Raw genomic sequence first — 24,309 nt, 5'->3', positions numbered from 1 at the left:
AGGATAGCTGGATGATCTGGGAATCGTGGGACCGGCGGCTGAGCGCGGAATGTTGAGGAGAGGGTGAGCAAGGCGGCACACGTGGACCACTTCAAATGCACTCAGGAGGCTGGGCCTTGATTATCGCTGATTTGGCCAAGATTGACGGCCGGACGTACCCCGCCCGGAGGAGAACCCAGAATGTGGTCGGCGGAGCATCGCCGATCCAGTTCACCCAGTTCTGCATGGGTTACGTGACGCTGGAACCGCGCGGCGGGCAGGTCCCGTGGCACAATCAGGAACAGGAGGAGGTTTACTTCATCGTCGAGGGGACCGGCGAAGCCTGCGTCGGCTCCGAGCGGCAGACCGTTCGTTCCGGCCAAGCGGTCAAGATCCCGCCCCGCGAGTTCCATCAGCTCACCAACATCGGCGAGACCCCGCTGAAGATGATCTACGTTTACGGACCGGCCGGCGACGTCGCTCACTGGCGTCAGGAACTCAGCGGGACACTGCCCAAAGCCGGCGTCGACGCCCCCCCGCTGCCCGACGGCGCCTGGCCGCAGTGCACGGAGACGCCTTAAGGGGCGTTCCGTGATCTGCGGTCAGCCATCACCCGACTCCTGGAGCCTCCTTCAGGGAGAAGGAAAACGGGGGCGGTCTGGACCTTTCGATATTTGGACGCTCACTCGAGGTATCCAAGCTCGGTCAGTCGCTTGGTGAGGGCCGCCTTCTCGGCCTCGGAGTAGATCTCCTCGAAGTCGCCAACGGTGGTCGCCTGGGGTGTCTCAAACTCGATCGTGGGCGGCGTGGTGAACAGCTCGGCGAGGGGTTTGCCCTCCATATCCCGGGGCACGCGCAGGCCGAGTGAGGCGAGGAGCGTCGGGGCGATATCGGCGATCTGAGCGTGGATCCTGTGGCCCTGGCGGACGTTGGGACCATTGGCGATGAAGATGCCCTCGATTCGATGGGTGCCTTCCAGATGGCGCAAAGAACTCCACCGCACTGGAGCGGAGCCGCGGATCTTGCGGACCACGGCCAGACCCGGCTGAGGTACGAGCAGCAGGTCGGGCAGCCAGGGTTGCTCCTCGCGCGAGCACTGGTACAGTTCCTCGGTCTTGTGGACCTCGGCGTAAACCGGGATCGTTTCGCCGGACGGACGGCGAGCGGTGACCGCCAGGAACCTGCGGCGCAGCTCGTCGCGAAGCGGCTCGTAATCGGCCGGATCGACCAGTCCACCGGGCTGACGCCCCTTGAGGCTGACATACAGGAAGCCGTAGATGCCCGCGTGAATGACGCACGCCCGGGTTTGCGACCAATCCAGAGCGAGCTCATGCTCGATGCCGAGGTTGGCCTCGAATCGCTTGCTGGTCCGGCCGAGCAGCCGATCCATGACCTGCCGAGTTCGCACCGAGGCCTGGGTCATCGGGCTCTTGATCTTGAGGTAGCCCCACTGGCTGAGCAGGGCGTTGGGCTGGGCCTTGCCGTCCAGGCTGCCGTGTCCGTGGTCGGACATGATCAAGATGGTGGCCCGGTTCTGGCGGGCGTAGCGGAACAGTTCGCCCAGGGCGACGTCCAGCTTCTCGAAGCAGCCGGTCACCAGCGCGGCCCGTTTCGGGTTCCAGTTGATCTGCGACAGGACCGGGTCGAGGTATTTCCAGGTCTTGTGCTGGAGGTTATCCACCAGCTTGTACAGGACCATCAGGACGTCCCAGCCGTATTTCTGGCCACAGAACGTAGCTACCTCGGCACCTTGGCTAAAGCTCCTTTCGATAAACCGGATATTCTGCTCGAAGACCTCGTCGCCGCCGATGGCCTTTCGCTTCCAGCTTGACCGGTAGCTGTAGTCCGGCCACCGTTTGAGGATCTCCGTCTTCAGTTCGGGCGGCCAGGTGAAGTCAGACTCGATGCTCGGGGTCTCGAATCCGGAGATCATGAAGCCATTGACCCGTCGAGGGGGGTAGGTCATGGGCACGTTCACCGAGCCGACCCGGAAGCCCTTTTCGCTGAGCATCTCCCAGATGGTCTTGACCCGGATTTCCAGCGTGCTATTGAAGGTCAGCTTGTTGGTCTTGACGTCGTAGCGCTCGAAATCGACGATCCCGTGCTGCCCGGGGCCCTTGCCGGTCATGAAGGTAGTCCAGGCGGCCGGGGTGATCGGCGGCTTGGTGGAGTTGAGAATGCCGGCCGTACCGGTTCGGACCAGCTCGGCCAAGTGAGGCATCTTGCCGGCGGCCATCAGCGGATCGAGCACGTCGAACGTGGCCCCGTCCAGCCCGATGACCATAGCTTTTTCTGCGACAACAGGTTGGAGCTCGCGATGTGGTGTCGAAGGGAAGGCGGCGAGGCCGGACTCCGGCGAACGAACGGGCCTGGTTCCAGCTTGCTCGGTCGAGATCACGTCGTCTCCAGTGCAGCAACGATGGGCGGCGGCCAGAGGTCAAGCTGGCTGGCCGCAGCAGGCGCGGATTGTACCCGGAGAGGGGCAAGGGGGGAACGGGGCGATCCGGGCCTGTTCCGGGGGTCGCGGGGGTGTGGGCATGGAGCATCTGACGGGCCGGTTGGGATGGGGCAATAATCAGCGTGTTTCGGCGTTTGGCCAGGAAGGAAAGGGATGCCGCAAGTCCCCTGCCTCGGGAGCACGACGATGAGTTCTCCGCACCGTGGATTGATGCTGGCGGTGGTTTTCACCCTCGGTGCGTTGATGCTGGAGTATCCCATGGCCGGCGCCCAGGAGGTTCGGCCAGACCAGCAGGGTCAGCCGAACCAACCGAGTCAAGGGCGACGCGGGTGGGGTGGTGATCGCCCTCGCGGTGGAGGCATGCGGGGACCGGAAGGCGTACGGGGGCCCGGAGCCAGCCGTGGTCCCGGAGCCGACCGAGGAACTGGCCGCGATCGTGGCCCCGAGGGTAACCGGGGTGCGGGGCGCGATCGCGGCCCAGGTGGCAACCGTGGTCCGGGCGGCGATCGCGGTTTCGGGCGTGGCGGACCGCCCGGCCCGTTTACGCCTGAGATGGTCGAGCAGTTCTACGTCCGGGTGAGCGAGGGCCACCTCCGCCGCCTGACCGACATCTACGCTTTGACCGAAGACCAGCGGGCCCAAGTGAGGCAGCAACTCGACACGATCAAGCAGCAGCAGCGTGAGTACAGCCAGCCGATCATGAGGGATGTTCAGACGATGATGAGGGAGCGGTTCGCGCTGGAGGGTCAGCGGCGTGCAGGGCAGGCCATCGACGAGAATCGTCTCCAACAGGTCACCGACTGGCTGCGTCAGGCCCGCAACCAGTCGCCGCTGATGAACTTCGAGAATGTCGCCGACGCGGTGGAGAAGACGCTGCCGGCCGATCAGGTCACCCGAGCCCAGCAGCGTCGCAGCGCATCCAAGGCCGAGGAGGATGCCCGTAGCGCCGAGCGCCAGCGTCGCCGGCAGGAAATGCGGGCTCAGCGTGACGCGCAGCGTCAGCTGGAACAACAGCAACAGGCCCAGCAGCCGGTTCCGCAACCGGTCCAGCCGGAGCAGAGCCCAAGCGGTGACGCGAGTCAGGCCCAGGACAGCCAGCTGCCTTCCGACAACCGGGGCGCAGAGCAAGGGGCGCGGCCCGACCGCCCCCAGCGACGGCAGCGTGCCGTCACTCAGGAGCAGAGCGTTCAGGATTCAGGCCAGGTCCAGGACGAGCAGGATCGCATGCGGAGTTGGCGTGAGCGGGCGAGGGAATCGCGTGGCACGGGCGATCCCTGGGATGATTACGTCATCGCCTTTATCCGCCGGTACCATCTGGACGATTCGCAGCAGTCGTCGGCCCATTCCCTGCTGCGCATGTACAAAGACGAGCGCCGGCAGTACCGCGATGCCCGCAAGTTGGACTATGCCGCCGCGGAAAAGATCGAGAATGATCAGAAGCGGCACGACGAGATCGAGCGGTTGAACAAGGGGATCGACCGGTTGTTCGAGGTCCTCAAGGAGAGACTGGAGCGCATCCCCACCGACAGCCAGATCGCTCAATACGGCAGCCGACGTCGACCGACCGGCGAGCGAGACAGCCCGACCTCCCGCCCGGCACCGGATTCGCAGCAGGATCGTCCGGCGCAGAGCCAGCCCGCGGCGTCTGCAGGGTCACAACCCGTTTGACTGGGGTCCTTCGGGACGGTCTTCCTTGCGAGCGTGTTTCGCCCGCCGGCACGGTCCGGGCGGCAATCCTGAGACTGCGCCGACGGGTCAAGAAGCCACTTCGCGTCCCCGCGTGGTCGCCTTGCGGGGCGCCGAGGTTCCCCGACTATATTCCCTCTCCGTACACCCCGAAGGGGTATTGGTCGTCCTTTTCGCCGCGCTTGCGGACTTTCAGCTCTGGCGGCTTCATGCTGACGGTGGCGTTCGGCGGAATGCTGTTGGTCAGGAAGACGGAACCACCGATGATGGACGAGTCGCCCAGAACGGTCTCGCCGCCCAAGACCGTGGCGTTGGCGTAGATGGTCACGCCGGCCTGGACGGTGGGATGGCGTTTGTGGCCGCGGATGATGCGTCCACGTTCATCTTTGGGGAAGGACAGGGCACCGAGGGTGACCCCCTGGTAGAGTTTCACGTTCTCCCCGATGTCGGTTGTTTCGCCGATGACCACGCCGCTGGCGTGATCGATGAAGAAGTTCGGCCCGATGCTGGCTCCCGGGTGGATATCGGTGCCGGTGGCGGTATGGGCCCACTCGGTCATCATTCGGGGAATGAGCGGGACACCGAGCATGTGCAGCTCGTGGGCAAAGCGGTACACGGTCACGGCCAGAACGCCCGGATACGCGAGGATGACTTCGTCGGTGTTGATGGCTGCCGGGTCACCGTCATAGGCTGCCTGGACATCACCAGCCAGCCTTGCCCGGATAGCCGGAATACGTTCCAGGAACTCCATCGTGATCCGCCGGGCCTTGGCATCGCAGGGCTTTTTCTCCGGGCGGGTCCGGCCGTCGACTTCTTCCTTGTAGCACAAGGCGTGGTCGATCTGGCGAAAGAGCCGCTCGCCGAGCTTGGGCAGCAGTTCACCCACATGGTACTTCACGTTGTGCCGGGTCAGGTTTTGCCGACCGAAGTAGCCGGGGTAGGCCAATTCGAGCAGCATGTGGATGATCTCGACAACCTCGGCCCGACTGGGCAGGTAGGTCTTATCGGTGTGGCGGGTGCGATCGTCGCTCTCGTAACTCTGGACGATTCTGTCCACCAGGCCAGGCAGAGCCTCGCCAATCTGGAACGCCGCGGGCATACGCAATTCTCCGGACCACCTGGTTTGAAGATCGAACACGGAACAGGAAACGGGGCATCCACCGGACGGCGCGGGGCAGCGACCATGCGCTCAGGCGCACGAACCGGCCCCGCGGGTACACGAACAGCGGCTCGATTGGCCGCTCGGAATCAGCCATGAGACGCGTGGCATAGACGTATTATAGGCCCGGCCCGCGTTCGCCAGCAAGTGCGGCTGTTGCAAAGACTTGGACGGCAACATAGACTCGATATCGGTATGCGCATCGCCTATGTTGACTGCTTTAGCGGGGCCAGTGGGGACATGATTCTGGCGTCGGCCATTGCGGCCGGCGCGGACATCGAGCGACTGCGGCGAGATCTGGCCGGCCTAGGCGTACCGGGTTTTCGAATCGAAGCCACGCAGGTCTGCAAGCAGGGTTTCGCCGCCACGCAGTTTGACGTGGTGGTCGATCCGGCCGTCGAGAAGCCTCACCGGCACCTTAAGCACATCCTGCAGATCATCCAGGGCGGCGTGCTTCCGGACCAGGTCCGACGGAGAGCGGAAGCCATCTTCAAGCGTCTGGCCGAGGCTGAAGCCAAGGTACACGGCACGACCGCGGAGAAGGTCCACTTTCACGAAGTGGGTGCGATCGACTCGATCGTGGACATTGTCGGGGCGTGCCTGGCCCTGGATCAGCTCGGTGTCGAGCAGGTGCACGTGTCCCCGATACCCACGGGCAGCGGGACAATCGCGTGCAGCCACGGCCAGATGCCGGTTCCGGCGCCGGCCACGGTTGAACTGCTCAAAGGCGTGCCCTTGGCCAGCTGTGATGAGATTGGCGAGCTCACCACGCCGACGGGGGCGGCCATCTTGACCACGCTGGCCCACGCCTACGGTCCCATGCCGGCGATGACCGTCAAGCAAATCGGTGTCGGTGCCGGTCGGCGCGAGGGCCAGACTCGCCCGAACATTCTGCGGCTGATCCTAGGCGAGTCAGCCGAGTCACCCGGCGGCGAGGAGGCGGACGAGATCCTGGTGCTGGAAACCAACCTGGACGACGTGACCGCTGAGACGATTGGCTACGTTTGTGAGCGGTTATTGGCGGCCGGTGCGATGGACGTATTCACTTCGCCGATCACCATGAAGAAGAACCGGCCGGCGACCTTGCTGACCGTTCTGGCATCGTCCGATCTGCGGTCCGTGGTCGAGAATATCCTCTTTTCGGAGACGACCACGTTTGGCGTTCGTGCCCACCCGGTCCGGCGGAGCAAGCTGAGCCGGTCGATGGCGACGGTGGAGACCGAGTTTGGCCCGATCCCGGTCAAGGTCGGGCGGCGAAGTGGACGGGTCGTGCGCGTTTCGCCGGAGTACGAGGATTGCCGCGCGGCTGCCGAACGGCTTGGTCGGTCGCTGATGGACGTTATGGAAGCGGCACGCAGAGCATGGAAGTAGTGTACGGTACCGGCCCGGCTCCGGCCCAGCCGGTCTTGAGACGGTTGTACGGCAGGTGATCCGTTTCAGTCATGAGCAACCTCTCACCAGTCTGCCTCTCTCTGGCCAACGGGGCATTCAGCTCCGACGGCCTGATCCCGTTGGGAATTGCGCTTTTGGCCATGTTCCTACTGATGAACTCGATGCGCCGGCGGCAGCGGGATGCAGCCAAGCGGTTTGACAGACCTGTTCCGCTCCGTCCCCCCCCGCTCACGCGGGCGGAGGAGGTGGAACTCCGCCGGAACATCGAATCGCTGCTCGCCGAGCTTCAAGAGTTGTCGCGGAGGATCAGCGCCGATATCGACACGCGTTACGCCAAGCTCGAGGCGGTGATCCGCGACGCCGACCGGCGCATTGCGGTCCTCAACCGGCTGACCCGGCAGCGTGGGGAAGTCCCCAGCCAACACCCGACCGAGGACATGGGCCTCGACGTCCGGTACGATGTGGTATACGAGTTGTCCGATGCCGGGTTCTCGGCGATTGAGATCGCCAAGGACCTGGGCAAGACCACGGGGGAGATCGAGTTGATCCTCAAACTCCGTCCCAAGCCGGGGAACAAGACCGCCGGCAAGGACGAGAAGAAGAACCTGAAGGCCGAGAGCAAGGAAGGATGACCTGATGAGCAAGGTGAAAGTTGGGATCATCGGCACGGGGTTCGTGGGCGACATTCACGCCGCCGCCTTCAAGATGGTTCCCGATGCCGAGGTGATCGCCGTGGCGTCGCCGACGCCCGGCAAGGCCAAGGCGTTTGCCCGTGATCACGGCATCGCCAGCGGGTTCGAGGACTATCGGCAGCTACTGGCCATGAAGGACCTTCAGATGGTCACGCTCTGCCTGCCGAACGACCTGCACTGCCAGGTGGCGGTCGATGCCGCCAAAGCGGGCAAGCACGTGGTGTGCGAGAAGCCGCTGTGCCGTACGCTGCAGGAAGCCGACCGGATGATCGCCGCCTGCCGTGAAGCCAACGTGCTTCTCATGTACGCCGAGGAATTGTGCTTTGCGCCCAAGTACGTACGGGCCAAGAAGCTCGTGGATGAGGGTGCCGTCGGGCGGGCTTTTCTGGTCAAGCAGAGTGAGGAGCACTTCGGGCCGCACAGTTCGTGGTTCTGGGACGTAGACAAGTCCGGCGGCGGCGTGCTTCTGGACATGGGTTGCCACTCGATCGAGTACGCCCGCTGGATCTTCGGCAAACCCGAGGTCAAGAGCGTTTTTGCCAACATGGGCGTCCGCGTCCACACCGACAAGACTCGAGGTGAGGACCACAGCCTGTGCATCGTCGAGTACGAGGGCAACCGCGTTGGGCTGGCGGAAAACAGCTGGGCCAAAACCGGCGGGGTGGACGACAAGTGCGAGATCTACGGCTCGGCGGGCTTCACCCGGGCGGATCTGCTCCGGGGCAGCTCGCTGCTGACCTACAGCGAGAGTGGCTACGGCTACGCGGTGGAGAAGGCCGGCTCGACCAAAGGCTACACCTTCACCATGTTCGAGGAGATCTGGAACTATGGCTTCCCGCAGGAGATGGCTCACTTCGTACGCTGTGCTCAGGGGCTGGAGAAACCGGTCGAGACGGGCGAGGATGGCCGGAAGGTGCTGAAGATCATCCTGGCGGCCTACGAATCGGCCGGCACCGGTCGTCGAATCGAATGGCCCTACGAGCCGCGGCAGGTGGACAAGCCGATCGACCTATGGCTGGGGAGGTAGCGAGAGCCGATCCGACGATGGACGAGTTTGACCTTTTCGTCTGGTTCCGCTGGCTACTGGCCACGGTCTGCACGGTGTATGCCGTGGTGGTGACCGGGCGGTCGCTCTGGGGTTGGCTCGCCTACTTCGGCAGCTCGCGCCAGACGGCGATTCTCGGACGTTACACCCTTGTACTGCTACTGAGGATGAGGTCCGCGCGTTTCGCCGGAGAGCTCTTGCAGATCGCCGTTTTGTCGGCCATGCTGTTGGCACTGGTTTGCATGCACCATGGATAACGGCGCGAAGAAGACTCAGGCGATCAGCGAACTGCCGGCGGACGAACTGGTCCGCTACGGAAGCGAGCTTGGCCTGGAGTTGAATTCCGAGATGGGCCGCGGCGAGCTGCTCCGCCTGGTTCGAGAGCGGCAGGAACTGCTCCTAGAACTCGACCGGGAAGCGATGCTCGACATCGCGGTCTGGGCTCGGCACCCGGTGCGCAAGTCTGCCGGCAAGGAGGAACTGGCCCGTCACATCGCCACCATCAGGAAGATGGAGGTACAGACGCTGAGTGATCGGGGGCTCGTGGCCCTAGCCAGGCTGCGCGGGCTGGTCGCTCGTGACGGTGAGCCGCGTAACGTCATCGAGGCTCGACTCCGCGACGCCGAGTGCTTCTGGGATCGCGTGCGCCGTCAGCGGCGAAAGCTGGTCGGCTCACTGATCACCAAGGCCATCGCCGGCTCGGCTGGCGAGGAGAGCGAAGCCTACCACTTTCTGCCGGAGGAGGCGGGCGTTCCCAGCCTGAAGGAGCATATCGCCGAGGAAGGCGTGGTCGGCGGGATCGCCCGCAAGCTGCGCGGTGTGGCCGACGACTACGTCCGCGAGAAGCTCGACGAGATCGAGGCTCGTATTGATCGCAAGCTCGACGAAATTGACCAACGGCTGGCGGAATGGCGAGATCGGGAAATCGCCAACCGGCTGAAGATCATCAAGATCACGCTTGTGGCCTCGGTCATTGTCGCTCTGCTCAGCCTGATCTACACCTACTTGCGGCCGGGGTCATCGCCGCCCGACTCGCAGCCGGCTGCACAGGCCGAATGGCCCTCCCCGCCCCGTGCTTGTGAGGCACCGCCGCTGTGGGTATAGTTGTGCTCATCTACTTGCGGAAGGACGCACTCTCATGTACGAGCAGTTGAGTCACGAAGTCCATCGAGTCATCAAGCAGGCCAACACTATTGCCCGCGAATACGAGCTGGAGTACGTCGGCACCGAGCATGTTCTCCTGGCGATCGCCGAGGGGGTCAGAGATTCCGGGGCGCAGATCCTGAAAGGCCACGGACTGAGCAAGGACAAGATCAAAGCCGAGGTGGACAAGCTGGTGAAGGCGAGCATGGAGGACACCTGGGTCTTTGGCCGGCTGCCGGGCACGCCGCACTTCCGCAATGTCGTCGCCCTGGCCATCGAGGAGGCCCGCAAGCTCGGCAGCAAGGAGGTTTGCACGGAACACCTCCTCCTGGCTCTCCTGCTGGAAAAAGGCTGCGTCGCCCAGAAGGCGCTCAGCAGCCTGGGACTGGCACAGGCCGCCGTCCGCCAGGAGATCCAGGCTCGAACTCCGACTCCTTGATCTCCTCCTGGTCGTGAAAACACGACCCCCACTGCCACACCCCGCCTATAATGAAGCCGGCTTGTGTTTCTCGGTCCACAGGAGCAGGCAATTCGGCATGTCCATCGAACCCGATTCCACGGCCGCCCCAGCAGGACGCATCGCGATCATCGGCGCGGGCTCGGTAGGTTCGACCATCGCCTATGCGACCATGCTTCGCGGCCTTGCATCGCAGATCGTCCTCATCGACCAGAACAGGGCCAAGTGCGAGGCCGAGGCCAAGGACCTCGACCATGGCCGGCGGTTCGTCCCCACTGTTCGCCTCTGGGCGGGTGATGTGGTGGACTGCGCCGAGGCAGAGATCGTCATTGTCACCGCCGGCGCCAAGCAGAAACCGGGGCAGTCCAGGCTGGATCTGATCCAAGCCAATGTCGCCATTTTCAATCACCTGATTCCCGCGATCTCCGAGGTTGCCCCGAACGCGATCCTGCTCATCGTCTCCAATCCGGTGGATGTCCTCACCTATCAGGCGTCCATACTACACCACGGTGGCCCCGACCGGGTACTCGGCTCCGGGACGGTCCTGGACAGCGCCCGTTTCGTGTCTTTGCTGGCGGAACGTCTCGGCGTCGCCCCGCGGAGCGTGCATGCCTATGTCGTCGGCGAGCATGGCGACAGCAAGTTGCTGCTCTGGTCCAGTGCCGACATCGGAGCCACACCGCTGCGATGCATGGTGGATTCCAAGGGTGGGCGGCTGACCGACACCGATCGGACGGAGATCAATGCCCAGGTCGAGGGTGCGGCGGGCGAGATCATCGCGGCCAAGGGCGCAACGAACTGGGCTGTCGGCCTGGCCGTCGCGCGGATCATGGAGGCCATCCGCCGTGACGAGAGCGCGGTGCTCACCGTCTCCCGACTGCTCGAGAACTACTTCGGCGTTTCCGATGTCTGCTTGTCGGTCCCGTGCCTGGTCAACCGCCACGGCGCCCGGCGAGTCCTGCCCGTGCCGATGAACGCCAAGGAACTAGCCGCCTTCCAAGCCTCGGCCCGGATCATTCGAGAGGCCTGCCGATCGGCGGGCCTGCGACGCGGTGTTCTCGGGCCCCGGGGAGCGGATCACCCGGCCCCGCCGGCGATACTTGGGTGTTCCGAAAGGTTCTAGTGGCGTGCTGGCCTTAACTCTATGATATAAAAGAGGTTACACATCGTGTTGCCCGGACTGCCCCGGTCATGGTATGATCCGGATACAAGCGCGGTCCCATGAGGCGAAACAGTGGCAGGCGACCACTCTTTGCCGGTGGGTCGAGTGCGAGGGGTGGCCTTGGCGAAGGCGCCAGGCGACGGATCAGGGTGAGTTGGTCACATCACGAAAGGAAGGCCTGACGATGGCAAGACCGGTCACGCTCTTCACCGGACAGTGGGCGGATCTCAAGTTGGACGTCCTGTGCAAGAAAGCCAAGAAGTTTGGCTACGAGGGTCTGGAACTGGCCTGCTGGGGCGACCACTTCGAGGTGAGCAAGGCCCTGGAGGATCGCAGCTACTGCAAGCGGAAGTGGGAAACGCTCAGCAAGAACAAGCTGGAGTGCTTCGCCATCAGCAACCACCTTGTTGGCCAGGCGGTGTGCGATCTGGTCGATGCCAGGCACAAGTCGATTCTGCCGGATCACGTTTGGGGGGATGGGAAGCCGGACGGCGTGAAGAAGCGGGCCGCGGTCGAGATGATGGACAGTGCCCGTGCGGCGCGCAAGTTCTTTGATGCCGCCCCGGCTGCGGTTCGCAAGAAGACCAAGAGAGTCGTGGTCAACGGTTTCACTGGCAGCAGTATCTGGCACCTGCTCTACTCGTTCCCGCCGGTCCAGCCGGGCCAGATTGAAGCCGGATTTGCCGACTTCGCCAAGCGATGGGCGCCCATCCTCGACGTTTTCGAGCAGGAGGACGTTTACTTCGCGCTGGAAGTGCATCCGACCGAGATCGCCTTCGACATCGCCAGCGCTGCTCGGGCGCTCGAGGCCATCAAGTACCACAAGCGGTTCGGCTTCAACTACGACCCCAGCCACCTGGGCTATCAAGGCGTCGACTACGTACGCTTCATCCGCGAGTTTGGCGACCGCGTTTTCCACGTGCACATGAAGGACGTCGGCTGGTCCAAGGTGCCGACCCGGGCTGGCGTGTTCGGCGGGCACCTGGACTTCGGCCATCCTGACCGCTTCTGGGATTTCAGGTCGTTGGGCCACGGCTCGGTTGACTTCGACGCCATCATCCGGGCGTTGAACAAGGCCGGCTACCAGGGTCCGTTGTCGGTTGAATGGGAAGATGGCGGCATGGACCGCGAGTTCGGTGCCGCCGAGGCCTGCGAGTTCGTGAAGAAGGTCAACTTCGCCCCGTCGCAAGTGGCCTTCGACGCGGCGTTCAGCGAGGACTAGCGGCCGCCTTTCGCCCCCGTGACTTGGATCGTCTTTGGCTTTCACCGTGTCGCGGGTATTCCTGAGGCGAGGGGCCGGATGCAGAGAAAACCCAGGCCGGCGGGTTCCTTGGGAGTCCGCCGGCCTGTGAGCATTCGTCGTTCTGTGATTCGAGGACTTCGATCGCGCGTCGCAACCTGGCGATCGCCTCCGATCAGGCCTTGTACACGTTCTTCTTGGGTCCCTTCACGCGGGCACATGCGTTCCGGCTATCCACGACGATCTTGCTGTTCTTAATGATCGCGGCGTAGTCGTAGCAGTCGTGGTCGGTGGACACGACCACACAGTCGTACTTCCTGAGATTAGCCGGGGTGATCGGCACGGACTTCATCTTCAGATCGTGTTCGCGCTGCTTGTGGGTGGTGGGAACGTAGGGGTCGTTGTAGTCGACCTTGGCCCCGCGGCGCCTGAGGATCTCGATCAACTCGATCGAGGGGGATTCGCGAATGTCGTCAATGTTCTTCTTGTAAGCGAGTCCCAACACGAGCACTCTGGCACCCTTCAAGGCCTTCTGGTGCTCGTTCAGGGCGGAGGCGCAGTGGTTGACCACGTACTCGGGCATGGCGGTGTTGATCTCTCCCGCCAGTTCGATGAACCGAGTGGCCATGCCGAACTCTCTGGCCTTCCAGGTCAGGTAGAACGGATCGATGGGAATGCAGTGTCCGCCCAGGCCCGGTCCGGGGTAGAACGCCTGGAAACCGAACGGCTTGGTCTTGGCCGCCTCGATGACCTCCCAGATGTCGATGCCCATTCGCTCGAAGAGCATCTTCAGCTCGTTCACCATGGCGATGTTCACGCAACGGTAGACGTTCTCGATGATCTTGGCGGCCTCGGCCACATCGCAACTGGTTACCGGCTTGACCTTGGCGATCGCGGCCCCATACAGGGCGGCAGCCACATTCATGCTCGGCCGGTCGTGGCCACCGACGACCTTGGTGATGGTCTCCGTGGTGAAGTCCTCGCGGCCCGGGTCCTCGCGCTCCGGTGAGAAGGCCAGGAAGAAGTCCTTGCTGACCTTTAGTCCGCTGGTCTCCAGGATGGGGATGCAGACTTCACGGGTCGTGCCTGGATAGGTCGTGCTTTCGAGGACCACCAGTTGTCCACGCTGGAGTTGGCCGGCGATGGTCTCGGTCGTCTTCACCACGTAAGTCATGTCCGGGTCGCGCGTTCTGGACAAGGGCGTGGGAACGCAGATCAGCAAGGCATCGCAGGTCCGCAGAGCCTTGGGGTCGCACGTCGCCTTGAATAGCCCCTTGCTGAGCAGGCCGCGAATGGTGTTAGCCGGGATATGCTTGATGTAGCTCTGCCCGGAGGTCAGCTTCTTGATCTTGACCGGATCGATGTCGAAGCCCAAGACACGGAAGCCCGCCCCGCAGAAGGTGCGGGCGAGGGGCAGACCGACGTAGCCCATCCCTAGAATTCCTACCCGAGCCGTTTTGTTCTTAATCTTCGTGAGCAGTCTTTTTTCCAGCAACGGAGATCTCCTTGGTTCAGAGGATTCAACGAATTAACGTACCACTGGCGCCGTCCCACGCCTCAGGAGGACGCTGTGCGCCTGCCAGTCGCCGGTTTTCGGCCACTGCGGGCCTGCGGGAATCGGCCCACTCACAGAGCTATTTCGGCGAAAACGCCGATCGGCTATAATGCTAACCCCTTGGCGCAGCCTTGATAAGGAGAGACTCGATGGAAATCTCGTTGTCCCGTCCGGACATCACCCAAGCGGAGCGCGACGCGGTGGCTGAAGCCATGCTCAGCCCGCAGTTGGCCCTGGGACCTCGGATGGTTGAGTTTGAACGACTGGTCGCGCGGTTTGTCGGCACGCGTTTTGCGGCCGCCATGAATAGCGGCACCAGTGGCCTGCACCTCTGCGTTCGGGCCATGGGCATCGGGCCCGGCGATGAGGTGATCACCACACCGTTCACGTTCATTGCCTCGGTGAATTGCTTCCAGTTCGAAGGGGCCAAGCCCGTCTTTGTGGACATCGATTCGGAGACGTGGAACATAGACGCGAGACGGGTTTCCGCCGCCATCACCCCCCGAACCAAGGCGATCTTGCCCGTTGACGTGTTTGGACAGCCGGCGGACATGGACCCGATCTGCGAGACGGCCAGGCGTCACAACCTCCGCGTGATCGAGGATTCCTGCGAAGCGTTGGGCGCGACCTACAAGGGCAGGATGGCCGGTACGCTGGGTGACGTTGGCGTCTTTGGCTTCTATCCCAACAAGCAGGTGACCACGGGCGAGGGAGGGATGGTCGTCACCGACGATGAGGACATTTGCCACCAGGTGATCTCCATGCGGAACCAAGGCCGTGGTGCGGGCGGGGGCTGGCTCGCCCATGTCCGCGTCGGTTTCAATTTCCGGCTGAGCGAGATCAACTGTGCCCTGGGCGTTGCCCAGATGAAGCGTATCGACGATATTCTGGCGAACCGCGCACGGGTGGCGAGCTACTACATCAAACGGCTCGGCGACATTCCCCGCGTCACCATGCAGCGCGTGCTGCCCGAGTGCAAGATCAGCCACTTCGTCATGGTGGTCCGGCTCGACGACTGTTACACCAGCAAAGACCGGGACCGGCTGCTGGTGGCGCTTCGGGAGAAGGGCGTCCAGAGCAGCAACTACTTCCCCCCGGTACACCTGCAACCCTTCTACATGAAGGACTACGGGTTCAAGCCCGGTGACTTCCCGATCTGCGAAGCTCTCTCCGATCGGACTGTGGCTCTTCCCTTTCACGGGCAATTGACCGAGTCGGAAGTTGACCGGGTGTGCGTGGTCCTGCGCGGGCTTCTGTGAAAGCCCCTCTCGGTGAGCGTAGCGCCGCCGTGTCGGCAGTGATGGTTCAGGTAGAACACTCTCTTCACGGAGTCGAGCGGGCTCGGTTCCGGGGTGCGAACAACGATGGCTTCTCGATCAGCGGTGTCAGGCGATCCCATTCGTAAGCGCGGCGACCGGCTTGAAGTGCCGGATCGCCCGATCATCCCGTTCATCGCCGGCGACGGCACTGGGCCGGACATCTGGCGCGCCTCACAACGCGTCCTGGACGCCGCCGTGGAGAAGGCCTACGCGGGCAGACGCCGGATCGCCTGGCTGCAGCTGCTGGCGGGCGAGGAGGCCTTCAAGACGATCCACAGCTGGCTGCCGGATGAGACCGTCGAGGGCTTCCGGACTTACCTGGTCGGGATCAAGGGTCCGCTGACCACGCCGGTGGGCGGTGGCATCCGCTCGCTCAACGTCGCCCTGCGCCAATTGCTCGATCTCTATGTCTGCCTCCGCCCGGTGCGCTACTTCCAGGGCGTACCCTCGCCGGTTCGCAAACCCGAACTAGTCGATATGGTCATCTTCCGCGAGAACACCGAGGACATCTACGCGGGCATCGAGTTCGCGGCCGGCAGCGAGGACGCCCGGCGATTCGCGGAGCTCTTTCAAGAGGCATTCCCTCAGCAGTCGAGCAAGATCCGGTTTCCCAAGACCTCGGCCATCGGCATCAAGCCGGTCAGTGCCGAAGGAACCCAGCGCCTGGTGGCCGCCGCGATCGACTACTGCCTGGCCAACAACCGCAGGAGCGTGAGCCTGGTCCACAAGGGCAACATCATGAAGTACACCGAGGGCGGCTTCCGCGATTGGGGGTACGCGCTAGCCCGAGAGGCCTACGGAGCGACACCGATCGACGGCGGTCCCTGGTGCCAGATCCCCACGAAGAGGGGCGCGGTCGTCGTAAAGGACGTGATCGCCGACGCCTTCCTGCAGCAGATCCTGCTCCGCCCGGCTGAGTACGACGTCATCGCCACGCTGAACCTGAACGGCGACTACATCTCCGACGCCTTGGCGGCCCAGGTTGGAGGCATCGGCATCGCCCCCGGCGGCAACATCAACTATCACACCGGCCATGCGATCTTCGAGGCAACCCATGGTACCGCTCCGAAGTACGCGGGGCTCGACCAGGTCAACCCCGGTTCGGTCATCCTCTCCGGCGAGATGATGTTCCGCCATCTCGGCTGGAACGAGGCCGCCGATCTTGTGCTCAAGGGCATGGACGGGGCCATCGCCGCCCGCACCGTGACGTACGACTTCCACCGCCTGATGGTGGCCGAGGGCGTCCCGGCCAAGCTGCTCAAGTGCAGCGAGTTTGGGGAGGCGATCGTGCAGCACATGGGCTGAGGACGCACCGGTGCAGATGCTCACGCCAAGCTTTGCCGCAGGGCCCTCGCACCGCTGGCGCGGATGCCGACCGACGTGACGTCATCCATCCTTGGTCCCCTCGGCAGCGATCCGCCAGGCCTCGCGCTCTGGAAAGGGGGCATGAAGATACTGGTGGCCAGCCGGGAACACGGCACTTGTGCTCTATCCTCGCCCCTGAATCCGCGTCATGTCGAGCGGGTAGATCCGGAGACGCGAGCCTGTTCGGCCGCTGCCAGGAACACGCGCGGGCCATTTCACCCATGATCTACGGTGAACCGGAAGGGCTTGGCGGAGCCGAATCACCACCCCGTTTACGCGACCGGCGTGTTGCCTCCCCCAGAGCGGCCTTCTCCTCCGGCGACAGGCCGTCGATCCCCTTCTCAGAGATCTTGCCGAGGATACGATCGATGGTCTCCTGGTCCGCATGCTCCTGGCTGGCTTCGAAGGGACGGTTCGCGGAACCGGTGAGACTCGGTCTGACCAACGATTTCAGCTTGGCGGCCATTGATCCGGGGTCGCTGGTGGTGTAGTGCTTGCCGGAAATCGAAACGCCGCCGGACTCCGCCCACCAGTAGCCGAGCAGGATGCCGCCCAGGTGGCACAGATCGCCGCCGTAGTTGGAGCCCTTATGAACGATGTTGTACACGAACCAGGCGCCGTAGGCGATGGCGAAGGTCCGAATCCGCACTGGCAACAGGAAGTAGACATAGATCTCCGCGTCGGGGAACAGTACCGACGCGGCACCGAGCAACGCCAGGATGCTCCCCGAGGCGCCCATGCCCAACGTCGTGGATTCGATCCACCCGATAGTGCCGGCCGCGGTGAACAGGATGTTCCCAGCGACACCGCCAAGCGTGTAGACCAGGAAGAACTGCCGCCGTCCCCAGACCCGTTCCAGAGCCGGGCCGAGGAAGTACAAGCCCAGCATATTGAGCAGAATGTGAGTCAGATTGACATGCAGGTAGGTGGCGGTGAACAACCGCCAGACCTGGCCGTGGAGCACGGCCTCCGGCTGCATCTGGCCGAGCGATTCTACCGGGATGTAGATCGCGGGCACGTACCTGAGGTAGAACACCACGGCGTTGGCAATGAAGATCAGGGCGGTGACACTGAGCGGCTCCATGCCCGACCCGTGGTACGATCTGCGGGGCCCTTCGGCGGAGTCCTCATGTGCATACGGTCGGTCCTGCCAACTCATTTCACGCTCCCTGGTACGGTTGACGAGCACAAGGTTAACCTCTTTCACACTTACGCGGAACTGGCAGGCGAGTTCTCGCAGGACCGGTTATGGGGACCTGGAACCTCGAGTCCGGTTGTCTTGCCGCTGATCGCCACTCACCGACCGCCGCCCAACAACGAACGGGGCCCGGCCATGAGAGGTCGGGCCCCGCTGGACCGGGGAGGCGTCCGCATCCCGGCTCGGTCAATCGCCACTGGGGCACTCGCCGAGGATACCGTACGACCCGTCGCTGCACGGGGTGAAGAACTCCTCGCCGGTCTGGCTTGAGTAGCCCAGGTTGAAGCCCTTGACGAACTCCTGCATGAAGGTGTCACACCCATTGGCCTGGAAGAGGGTAACGCCGCTGATACCCAGCACCACCAGGACTTTGCGAATCTTGCGAATCATGATAGATCTCCTTCAATCACACGCCTCACGATTTCTCGCCTGCCCATTGCAGGCCGTTCGGAATGACCCTGTGCAACTCCCGTGCCAGACCGCGAACCGATCCGGAGAGCCGGCACGAGCACGGGGAGACCGTGATGCGGGCACTATTGCCCAAGGTGGGTACTCGATTGGGCACTTTTGTCCAATGGAGGCAGGTTATTGCTCCCGCTCACTGACCAAGGTGGCCATGCGCCGAAGGGCGTCATGGGCGTCTGAGGGAGGCAGGACCGCCAGCGCTGCGGTGGCGGTTTCGATGTACTTGCGGGCGGTCACGAGCGCGAAGCTCACGCTGTCGGTCTCGCCGAGGATCTGGCAGACCGCGGATCGGTCCGGCTCTTCGGCGGTGAGGAGTTTACGGAGTCTCCGCTGTGTTTCCGGCGGCGACTTGGCCAGGGAGTGAATCAGCGGCAGGGTGAGTTTGCGTTTCTGAAGATCGCGGCCCAGGCTCTTGCCCATCCGATCCTCATTCCCGATGATGTCGAGCACATCGTCGGTGATCTGGAAAGCGATCCCGAAACTCAGACCGTACTGCTCGAGGGCCGCTGCCACCCGCTCATCGGCTCCTGCGAAATAAGCGCCCAGTCGGCAACACGTGCCGATGAGTGAAGCAGTCTTGCGGGTAATGATCTCCAGGTACTGCTCCTGGCTGAGGCTGAGGTCGCCGCGGTGATGAACCTGATGGAGTTCCCCCTCGCAGACCGTGTTGGTCGTCGCCCCCAGGATCCTGGAGGCGTACTGCGAGTCCAGCGAGCTGCAGAGGTGAAATGCGTGACTGAAGAGGTAATCGCCGAGAAGGACTGCTGCCTCGTTCCCTTCCAGCCGGTGAATTGTCGGCCCCCGTCTGCGGACGTCGGCCTCGTCAAGCACATCATCGTGGACCAGGGTGGCCATGTGTATGAGCTCGACGATCGCGGCCAGGGCCAGGTGCTCGTCGGTCACCTTGCCGCAGGCCCGGGCGGACAGGAGCAGCAGGCCGGGCCGGAGCATCTTGCCCCGATAGTGCCGAAGATGGGCGCACAACTGGTTGACAACGGGCAGATCCGAGAACAGTTCGTCGTCGAACACGGCGCAGACCTTCTCGAGGTCGGTTGCGATCGGTTCGTACAATGATGAACTCGCAGGCATTCTCTGGCTCTCGGCCCCAGTTCCGGCCCTTGGGCCGGGAAACCAGTGCGATCCAATCCGTCCTCGCATTGTAGCGGCGTTCGAGACGGTTCGCGAGCCCCCAGATTGTCTACCGGGGCCATCCGGGATATCCTCCAACGGCGATGGCTCTGCCGGCTCTGGCAACCCGAGTTCGCGATTCGCTCCGCCGCGGGCTGGTCATTCCCGCGCATCCTCTGGCTCTGACCTCGGATCGGCGACTCGATGAGCGGCGGCAGAAGGCCCTGAGCCGATACTACCTGGCGGCCGGTGTGGGCGGGCTGGCCGTCGGAGTTCATACTACGCAATTCGCGATCCACGATCCACGGGTCGGACTACTCCGTCCGGTACTTGAACTGGCCGTCGAAGAGATGTGCCGGCACGAGCGACAGGCCGGTCGGACGGTTGTCAAGACCGCGGGCCTTTGCGGACCGACCATCCAGGCGATCCGGGAAGCTGTCCAGGCCAAGGACCTGGGGTACGATATCGGCCTGCTGAGCCTGTCCGCCCTGAGGGCCGAGCCGACGGCGGCCCTCATCTCCCACGCTCGTGCCGTGGCGGAAGTCATGCCGATCATGGGCTTCTATCTGCAGCCCGCCGTCGGCGGACGACTGCTGCCGGTGGAATTCTGGCGAGAGCTGGCGATGATCGACAATCTGGCGGCGATCAAGATCGCTCCGTTCAACCGCTACCAGACCCACGACGTCGTCCGGGCGGTAGCGGAAGCCGGTCGGGCGGATCAGGTTGTCCTCTACACCGGAAACGACGACCACATCATCGCGGATCTTCTGACACCCTTCACCTTCGTTCGCGACGGCAAATCGGTCACCCAGCGGATCGTGGGCGGGTTGCTCGGACACTGGGCGGTGTGGACGCGGAAAGCAGTAGAACAGCTCGAGGCGATCCACGCATCAGACACCCGGAGCAACACCATTCCGGTCGAGTGGCTGCGTCTGAACGTCGAGATCACGGACGCCAACGGCGCTTTCTTCGATGCAGCCAACGGTTTCGCCGGGTGCATTGCCGGGCTTCACGAGGTCCTTCGCCGCCAGGGACTGCTGGCCGGTCGCTGGTGCCTGGATCCCCACGAGGAGCTTTCCGAAGGGCAGATGGCCGAGATTGACCGCGTGTACGCCGCCTATCCGCATCTCAACGACGACCGCTTCGTGGCGGCTCATCGCGACGAATGGCTGGCGTAATTCTGACCTCTTTTTAACTCTTCAGGAGCATTTCCTTTCTTCACACGATCGGATCTTGCCGAGGGGCTTGGCATGGTTCAGCGGTTCGGCTATAATGTACCCATGCGGCCAGGGCTGAATGGAATGACCAGGACCGGAAGTTCTGGATCGCGCTTAACGGTTTGAGGGGCTTAGCGGAACGCGGGCCATCAGGCAGCTTCCTGCTCAACGGCACAGATCGCGAGCATGCAACTCGCGAAGGAGCGGCGGATTATGATCGACATTTGCTCTGGTGTATCCGTCAGCGAGCACGAACTGAGCTTCTCCTTCGAGAGAAGTCCGGGGCCGGGCGGCCAGAACGTGAACAAGGTGAACACTCGCGTCACGCTCCACTTCAATGTCGGCGGCAGTATGTCGCTTTCCACCGCCCAGAAGGCCCTGGTCCGCAAGAGCCTGTCCAGCCGGATCGCCCAAGACGGCATTCTGCGGATTCACTCCAGCAAGGAACGTACCCAGTTGGCCAATCGCCGGGCGGCGGTCAACCGGTTCATCGAGTTGCTCTCCGAGGCCTTCAAGGTGCCGAAGACCCGGAAACCGACCAACATCCCGCCTTCAGCCCAGCGCAAGCGTCTCGACGAGAAGGTCAAACGATCCACCGTCAAACGCTCGCGGCAAACGGAACTGGTCTACGACGACTAAGCCTTCCTGGTCCCAGGTACATTGACACGCTTGAGTCGTGATCCGCGCGTCCTGAGGAGCTCCGCGCCCCGAGGCCTCACGGCGAAGCCCGACGAAGCCGGGTGCGACCGCTGCCTCCTTGTCTGGCGACCGATCAGTCGTCGAGCAGTGGATTGCGGGGAGGTGATGGCGGGGATTGCCCGGGAGGAGGTCGGGCGGCCGAAGGGGGAGGACCCGTCGGCTCCGGTGGCGCGGGCTTCACCGGGGGAGCGACGACATCCTCGGCAGAAGGCAGCTCCCGGCTCGGGGCGGCCGGTTGCCGCAATGGTTGGATGGCAGCCACGATCACCGCGTCTCCCGATGCGCTGCACCGACCTGCCGCAGTCCGCTCTGCGCCGACGTTGAGAATGCCGTTGGCCCCGCGCTCGGCAGCCGCCGCCTTCAGCGCAATCATCGCCTCTTCCGGTGCGCGATAGCCCTCGACAAAGACCGCCTCCACCTGACGCATGATCTTGAAGCCGGCCAACCGCGCACTGGTCGAAGTCGCCACGATCTTCCTGGCCAGCTGACGCCGCTTCCGATCCAGTTCCGCATGGTCCACGCTGTACTTGGCCAGCCTCGGATTGATGATCGGCGGGCGACGGCGACGCAGGAACCGAGCCAGCCGGCCCCAAATCACGCGCAGAACCAGCAAGCCGAGGATCGCCAAGCCGCAGGGCACGACATACGCCCGGTACGCCTCGGGAACACGCTCGAGCAAAGATGGCACATCAAAGGGCATGACTCAACCGCCGGCTAATCGCATCGATCGCTCACGATGCCTTGACCACTTTCTGCCCCTGGTAGGTCGTGCCACGCCATGTGGTCGTCCCGCACCCCCGCAGTCTGCGCATCGCACTGATTAGCATACCGATACACATGACCGCGCCAATGATGAACGTCGGGGCATACCAGGGATTGGCCCGGCTGATGCGGTAGAAACGGACGATGGTTGTCTGCTGGGCGATCACTGCCAGAGCGGCCGCGCAGCCCACCGCCCGCCAGCCACTGCCTGCCCCCGCCTCTCCCCATGTCAGCAGGACGCAGGCCGCGATTAACAGGCTGGCGTAGGGGAACACGTTCATGATGGTGAGCATGCGCATGGTCACCATCAGTTTGTGGAACGTGCCGAAGCAACCGTAGAAGATCCGGCTCCAGCCGCGCCAGATCTGCCGCAGGCCGGTGTACATCCGCACCCTGTACAGGCCGTCTCCCTGGATGACGTACAGCCGCAGGCCACGCTCTTTGGTCAGCCGGGCCATGTGCATATCCTCGTTGACCTCCGTCCGGACCGCCTCATGCCCGCCGATGGTTTCATAGCAGCGGCGGTTCATGAGCATAAAGGCCCCGTTGGCGTATGCCTCGCTGCGCCTCGGATCGTTCACCCGGCTGGGCTGAAACCAGAAGACCATCACCGCCGCGCAGGCCGGCTGGATGATCCGCTCCCAGAGACCATGCGTCTCGAGCTCTGGCAACACGGACAGCAGGTCGAGGCTGTTCGCTTGGGCAAACCGGACAGCCGCTGCGAGTGTTTTGCGTGAAGTTTGACGACAATCGGCATCCCCAAAACACAGCCATTGTCCCCGGGCGACCTGCATGCCGGTCTGCATGGCATTGTTCTTGCCGAACCAGCCATCGCGAAGCTCCTTGATGTGGATGACCTTCAGCCGCCCGTCCGCCTGCTCGGCCTTGATTGACTCCAGAATCTCGGCCGTTCGATCAGTGCTGCGATCGTTGATGACTATCAGCTCGAAATGCGGGTAGTCCTGGTCGAGCATGGTGCGCACGGCCGTCTCGATGTTGACTTCCTCATCCTTGGCGGCGATCAGCACGCTGAGAAAAGGCATCGCCGTGTTACCGTCCGCGGGGTAGTCCTCTGTCAGGGGAGGAAAGTCCCGGCGTGCGCGCGAGATGGTCACGTGCCGCGACGCCCAAACACAGGCCACACCGACCAAGAGAATGCACCAAATCACGAAACCGATCATGGCGACTCCATCGTGCGCCTTCACCACTTGGCAATAGCCGGGTGGCCGGTCCGGCCTTGAGTTCCCGGCAGGAAACAGACGCCCCGTTCTTCTACTGAACGAGTTTGATGACCAAGAACCCACCGACCAGCAGGACCACGAAGAGGACACACAGCAGGTCGAAATACCTGTCGATGATCCGTTTCATCGGCGGGCCGAACCAGTACAGCAGGGCCGCGACCGCGAAGAAACGCATGCCTCGCCCGACGATCGACACCAGGGAGAATCCCAGCAGGTTCATGTGGAACACGCCTGAGGCTATGGTAAAGACTTTGTACGGGATCGGGGTCAGGGCGGCGATGAACACGATCCAGTAGTCATACCGACGATACCAGTCCATGACTCTGTCGTAGTAGTGTTCCGCCTGATAAAAGGCGATGATCTTCCGCCCGACCGTCTCAAACAGACCGTAACCGATGAGATACCCCCCCAGACCGCCGAGCGCGCTGGCCACTGTACAGATCAGCGCGTAGCGGAACCACCGCTGGCGGGCCCCCAATACGAGGGCGATCAGGAGGACGTCCGGAGGGATGGGGAAGAAGCTGGACTCGGCGAAGGAAAGACAGAACAAGGCCGGGGTGCCATAGCGGGTGTCCGCCCAGTGAAGCACCCAGTCATACATCCGCCGGTGTAGATGCCACCGCGAGACCGCCTTGAACGGGCTCCCTCGGTTATCACTCGCCGCAGGTGTCGGATCGATCGTGTCACCCATTTCGTCGTGCCGGGCCTCGAACCAGGAATCCAGGCGGCCCTTCTACCCGAAAAACCGCCCGGATGCGAGCCCTGCAGTTATCGGACGTGCACCCGCCCCTCGATGCCGCGTTCCGATTGGCGTCGAACACAGCCCTGATGAATAGCCGATTCTTCGCACCGCAGGGGCAGGACGGAGGGCCCCGGGCTCGCTGAAAGGCTGAGAATCGCGGGGGGAGGGGCATCCCGACCGAAATCGAAAGTTTTTTTCTTCGCAG

Annotated in this window: 23 protein-coding genes; 14 read left to right on the top strand and 9 right to left on the bottom strand. The window is 63.3% G+C overall.

Annotated elements, in window-relative coordinates; genetic code table 11:
• Positions 1–116: 116 nt before the first annotated feature.
• Positions 117–560, top strand: coding sequence for a cupin domain-containing protein (locus tag KA354_13850; GenBank protein MBP7935726.1), 444 nt, complete (start codon positions 117–119; stop codon positions 558–560).
• 101 nt (positions 561–661) lie between these two features.
• Here KA354_13850 and KA354_13845 read toward each other — a convergent pair whose 3' ends face one another.
• Positions 662–2,263 (bottom strand): alkaline phosphatase family protein, encoded by a 1,602-nt coding sequence (locus KA354_13845; GenBank protein MBP7935725.1) that lies wholly within the window; start codon positions 2,261–2,263, stop codon positions 662–664.
• A 360-nt stretch (positions 2,264–2,623) separates the two neighbouring features.
• On the opposite strand from KA354_13845, the gene KA354_13840 reads away from it, so the two are divergent.
• On the top strand, positions 2,624–4,105 hold the full coding sequence (locus tag KA354_13840) for a hypothetical protein (GenBank protein ID MBP7935724.1): 1,482 nt from the start codon (positions 2,624–2,626) through the stop codon (positions 4,103–4,105).
• Between the two features lie 145 nt (positions 4,106–4,250).
• Here KA354_13840 and KA354_13835 read toward each other — a convergent pair whose 3' ends face one another.
• Positions 4,251–5,222: a serine acetyltransferase gene (locus KA354_13835; GenBank protein ID MBP7935723.1), complete on the bottom strand. Its 972-nt coding sequence runs from the start codon at positions 5,220–5,222 to the stop codon at positions 4,251–4,253.
• A 255-nt stretch (positions 5,223–5,477) separates the two neighbouring features.
• Here KA354_13835 and larC point away from each other — a divergent pair, with 255 nt between their 5' ends.
• The 8 genes from larC to KA354_13795 all read left to right on the top strand — a co-directional run bounded on the left by larC (position 5,478) and on the right by KA354_13795 (position 12,395).
• Positions 5,478–6,653 (top strand): nickel pincer cofactor biosynthesis protein LarC, encoded by a 1,176-nt coding sequence (gene larC, locus KA354_13830; protein ID MBP7935722.1) that lies wholly within the window; start codon positions 5,478–5,480, stop codon positions 6,651–6,653.
• 71 nt (positions 6,654–6,724) lie between these two features.
• Positions 6,725–7,306 carry a hypothetical protein gene (locus KA354_13825; GenBank protein MBP7935721.1) on the top strand — a complete coding sequence of 194 codons (582 nt, stop codon included), beginning with the start codon at positions 6,725–6,727 and terminating at the stop codon, positions 7,304–7,306.
• 4 nt (positions 7,307–7,310) lie between these two features.
• Entirely contained in the window at positions 7,311–8,393 is a 1,083-nt protein-coding gene (locus KA354_13820) for a Gfo/Idh/MocA family oxidoreductase (protein MBP7935720.1), read from the top strand.
• 17 nt (positions 8,394–8,410) lie between these two features.
• Complete coding sequence (locus tag KA354_13815; GenBank protein MBP7935719.1) at positions 8,411–8,668, top strand: hypothetical protein; 258 nt, start codon at positions 8,411–8,413, stop codon at positions 8,666–8,668.
• Positions 8,661–9,515, top strand: a complete 855-nt coding sequence (locus KA354_13810; protein ID MBP7935718.1) for a hypothetical protein — start codon at positions 8,661–8,663, stop codon at positions 9,513–9,515. The genes KA354_13815 and KA354_13810 overlap by 8 nt, the downstream gene beginning before the upstream one ends.
• A gap of 34 nt (positions 9,516–9,549) precedes the next feature.
• Positions 9,550–9,993: a hypothetical protein gene (locus KA354_13805; GenBank protein MBP7935717.1), complete on the top strand. Its 444-nt coding sequence runs from the start codon at positions 9,550–9,552 to the stop codon at positions 9,991–9,993.
• A gap of 97 nt (positions 9,994–10,090) precedes the next feature.
• Positions 10,091–11,134, top strand: coding sequence for an L-lactate dehydrogenase (locus KA354_13800; GenBank protein ID MBP7935716.1), 1,044 nt, complete (start codon positions 10,091–10,093; stop codon positions 11,132–11,134).
• A gap of 223 nt (positions 11,135–11,357) precedes the next feature.
• The gene (locus KA354_13795; GenBank protein MBP7935715.1) at positions 11,358–12,395 is read left to right on the top strand and encodes a sugar phosphate isomerase/epimerase; all 1,038 of its coding nucleotides are present in this window, start codon (positions 11,358–11,360) and stop codon (positions 12,393–12,395) included.
• Positions 12,396–12,588: 193 nt separating this feature from the next.
• On the opposite strand, the gene KA354_13790 is transcribed toward KA354_13795, so the two are convergent.
• Positions 12,589–13,908, bottom strand: coding sequence for a nucleotide sugar dehydrogenase (locus KA354_13790; GenBank protein ID MBP7935714.1), 1,320 nt, complete (start codon positions 13,906–13,908; stop codon positions 12,589–12,591).
• A 209-nt stretch (positions 13,909–14,117) separates the two neighbouring features.
• Here KA354_13790 and KA354_13785 point away from each other — a divergent pair, with 209 nt between their 5' ends.
• Positions 14,118–15,227 carry a DegT/DnrJ/EryC1/StrS family aminotransferase gene (locus tag KA354_13785; protein ID MBP7935713.1) on the top strand — a complete coding sequence of 370 codons (1,110 nt, stop codon included), beginning with the start codon at positions 14,118–14,120 and terminating at the stop codon, positions 15,225–15,227.
• Between the two features lie 105 nt (positions 15,228–15,332).
• The gene (gene icd, locus KA354_13780; GenBank protein MBP7935712.1) at positions 15,333–16,592 is read left to right on the top strand and encodes an NADP-dependent isocitrate dehydrogenase; all 1,260 of its coding nucleotides are present in this window, start codon (positions 15,333–15,335) and stop codon (positions 16,590–16,592) included.
• 286 nt (positions 16,593–16,878) lie between these two features.
• Here icd and KA354_13775 read toward each other — a convergent pair whose 3' ends face one another.
• The 3 genes from KA354_13775 to KA354_13765 form a co-directional block, all read right to left on the bottom strand.
• On the bottom strand, positions 16,879–17,811 hold the full coding sequence (locus KA354_13775) for a rhomboid family intramembrane serine protease (protein ID MBP7935711.1): 933 nt from the start codon (positions 17,809–17,811) through the stop codon (positions 16,879–16,881).
• A gap of 225 nt (positions 17,812–18,036) precedes the next feature.
• A complete protein-coding gene (locus KA354_13770; GenBank protein MBP7935710.1) occupies positions 18,037–18,240 on the bottom strand; it encodes a hypothetical protein in 204 nt (67 codons plus the stop codon).
• 195 nt (positions 18,241–18,435) lie between these two features.
• The gene (locus KA354_13765; protein ID MBP7935709.1) at positions 18,436–19,404 is read right to left on the bottom strand and encodes a polyprenyl synthetase family protein; all 969 of its coding nucleotides are present in this window, start codon (positions 19,402–19,404) and stop codon (positions 18,436–18,438) included.
• Between the two features lie 143 nt (positions 19,405–19,547).
• On the opposite strand from KA354_13765, the gene KA354_13760 reads away from it, so the two are divergent.
• Both KA354_13760 and arfB read left to right on the top strand, forming a co-directional pair.
• Complete coding sequence (locus tag KA354_13760) at positions 19,548–20,621, top strand: dihydrodipicolinate synthase family protein (GenBank protein ID MBP7935708.1); 1,074 nt, start codon at positions 19,548–19,550, stop codon at positions 20,619–20,621.
• 252 nt (positions 20,622–20,873) lie between these two features.
• Positions 20,874–21,299: an aminoacyl-tRNA hydrolase gene (gene arfB / locus KA354_13755; GenBank protein MBP7935707.1), complete on the top strand. Its 426-nt coding sequence runs from the start codon at positions 20,874–20,876 to the stop codon at positions 21,297–21,299.
• Positions 21,300–21,432: 133 nt separating this feature from the next.
• On the opposite strand, the gene KA354_13750 is transcribed toward arfB, so the two are convergent.
• From KA354_13750 to KA354_13740, 3 genes are all read right to left on the bottom strand, one after another.
• Positions 21,433–22,038 (bottom strand): hypothetical protein, encoded by a 606-nt coding sequence (locus tag KA354_13750; GenBank protein ID MBP7935706.1) that lies wholly within the window; start codon positions 22,036–22,038, stop codon positions 21,433–21,435.
• Between the two features lie 52 nt (positions 22,039–22,090).
• Positions 22,091–23,302 carry a glycosyltransferase gene (locus tag KA354_13745; GenBank protein MBP7935705.1) on the bottom strand — a complete coding sequence of 404 codons (1,212 nt, stop codon included), beginning with the start codon at positions 23,300–23,302 and terminating at the stop codon, positions 22,091–22,093.
• A gap of 91 nt (positions 23,303–23,393) precedes the next feature.
• The gene (locus KA354_13740) at positions 23,394–24,053 is read right to left on the bottom strand and encodes a DedA family protein (protein MBP7935704.1); all 660 of its coding nucleotides are present in this window, start codon (positions 24,051–24,053) and stop codon (positions 23,394–23,396) included.
• Positions 24,054–24,309 lie beyond the last annotated feature (256 nt).

Source organism: Phycisphaerae bacterium, assembly GCA_018003015.1.
In the GTDB taxonomy this organism is placed as follows: Bacteria; Planctomycetota; Phycisphaerae; order UBA1845; family PWPN01; genus JAGNEZ01.
The sequence above is the reverse complement of the archived record's forward strand: the minus strand, read 5'-3'. Positions and strand labels throughout refer to the sequence as shown.

Excerpts from the sequence above, each read along its gene's own strand:
- KA354_13845 (MBP7935725.1), bottom strand. The coding sequence starts at position 2,263 with ATGGTCATCGGGCTGGACGGGGCCACGTTCGACGTGCTCGATCCGCTG.
- KA354_13840 (MBP7935724.1), top strand. The coding sequence starts at position 2,624 with ATGAGTTCTCCGCACCGTGGATTGATGCTGGCGGTGGTTTTCACCCTC.
- KA354_13835 (MBP7935723.1), bottom strand. The coding sequence starts at position 5,222 with ATGCCCGCGGCGTTCCAGATTGGCGAGGCTCTGCCTGGCCTGGTGGAC.
- larC (MBP7935722.1), top strand. The coding sequence starts at position 5,478 with ATGCGCATCGCCTATGTTGACTGCTTTAGCGGGGCCAGTGGGGACATG.
- KA354_13825 (MBP7935721.1), top strand. The coding sequence starts at position 6,725 with ATGAGCAACCTCTCACCAGTCTGCCTCTCTCTGGCCAACGGGGCATTC.
- KA354_13820 (MBP7935720.1), top strand. The coding sequence starts at position 7,311 with ATGAGCAAGGTGAAAGTTGGGATCATCGGCACGGGGTTCGTGGGCGAC.
- KA354_13815 (MBP7935719.1), top strand. The coding sequence starts at position 8,411 with ATGGACGAGTTTGACCTTTTCGTCTGGTTCCGCTGGCTACTGGCCACG.
- KA354_13810 (MBP7935718.1), top strand. The coding sequence starts at position 8,661 with ATGGATAACGGCGCGAAGAAGACTCAGGCGATCAGCGAACTGCCGGCG.
- KA354_13805 (MBP7935717.1), top strand. The coding sequence starts at position 9,550 with ATGTACGAGCAGTTGAGTCACGAAGTCCATCGAGTCATCAAGCAGGCC.
- KA354_13800 (MBP7935716.1), top strand. The coding sequence starts at position 10,091 with ATGTCCATCGAACCCGATTCCACGGCCGCCCCAGCAGGACGCATCGCG.
- KA354_13795 (MBP7935715.1), top strand. The coding sequence starts at position 11,358 with ATGGCAAGACCGGTCACGCTCTTCACCGGACAGTGGGCGGATCTCAAG.
- KA354_13785 (MBP7935713.1), top strand. The coding sequence starts at position 14,118 with ATGGAAATCTCGTTGTCCCGTCCGGACATCACCCAAGCGGAGCGCGAC.
- icd (MBP7935712.1), top strand. The coding sequence starts at position 15,333 with ATGGCTTCTCGATCAGCGGTGTCAGGCGATCCCATTCGTAAGCGCGGC.
- KA354_13775 (MBP7935711.1), bottom strand. The coding sequence starts at position 17,811 with ATGAGTTGGCAGGACCGACCGTATGCACATGAGGACTCCGCCGAAGGG.
- KA354_13770 (MBP7935710.1), bottom strand. The coding sequence starts at position 18,240 with ATGATTCGCAAGATTCGCAAAGTCCTGGTGGTGCTGGGTATCAGCGGC.
- KA354_13765 (MBP7935709.1), bottom strand. The coding sequence starts at position 19,404 with ATGCCTGCGAGTTCATCATTGTACGAACCGATCGCAACCGACCTCGAG.
- KA354_13760 (MBP7935708.1), top strand. The coding sequence starts at position 19,548 with ATGGCTCTGCCGGCTCTGGCAACCCGAGTTCGCGATTCGCTCCGCCGC.
- arfB (MBP7935707.1), top strand. The coding sequence starts at position 20,874 with ATGATCGACATTTGCTCTGGTGTATCCGTCAGCGAGCACGAACTGAGC.
- KA354_13745 (MBP7935705.1), bottom strand. The coding sequence starts at position 23,302 with ATGATCGGTTTCGTGATTTGGTGCATTCTCTTGGTCGGTGTGGCCTGT.
- KA354_13740 (MBP7935704.1), bottom strand. The coding sequence starts at position 24,053 with ATGGGTGACACGATCGATCCGACACCTGCGGCGAGTGATAACCGAGGG.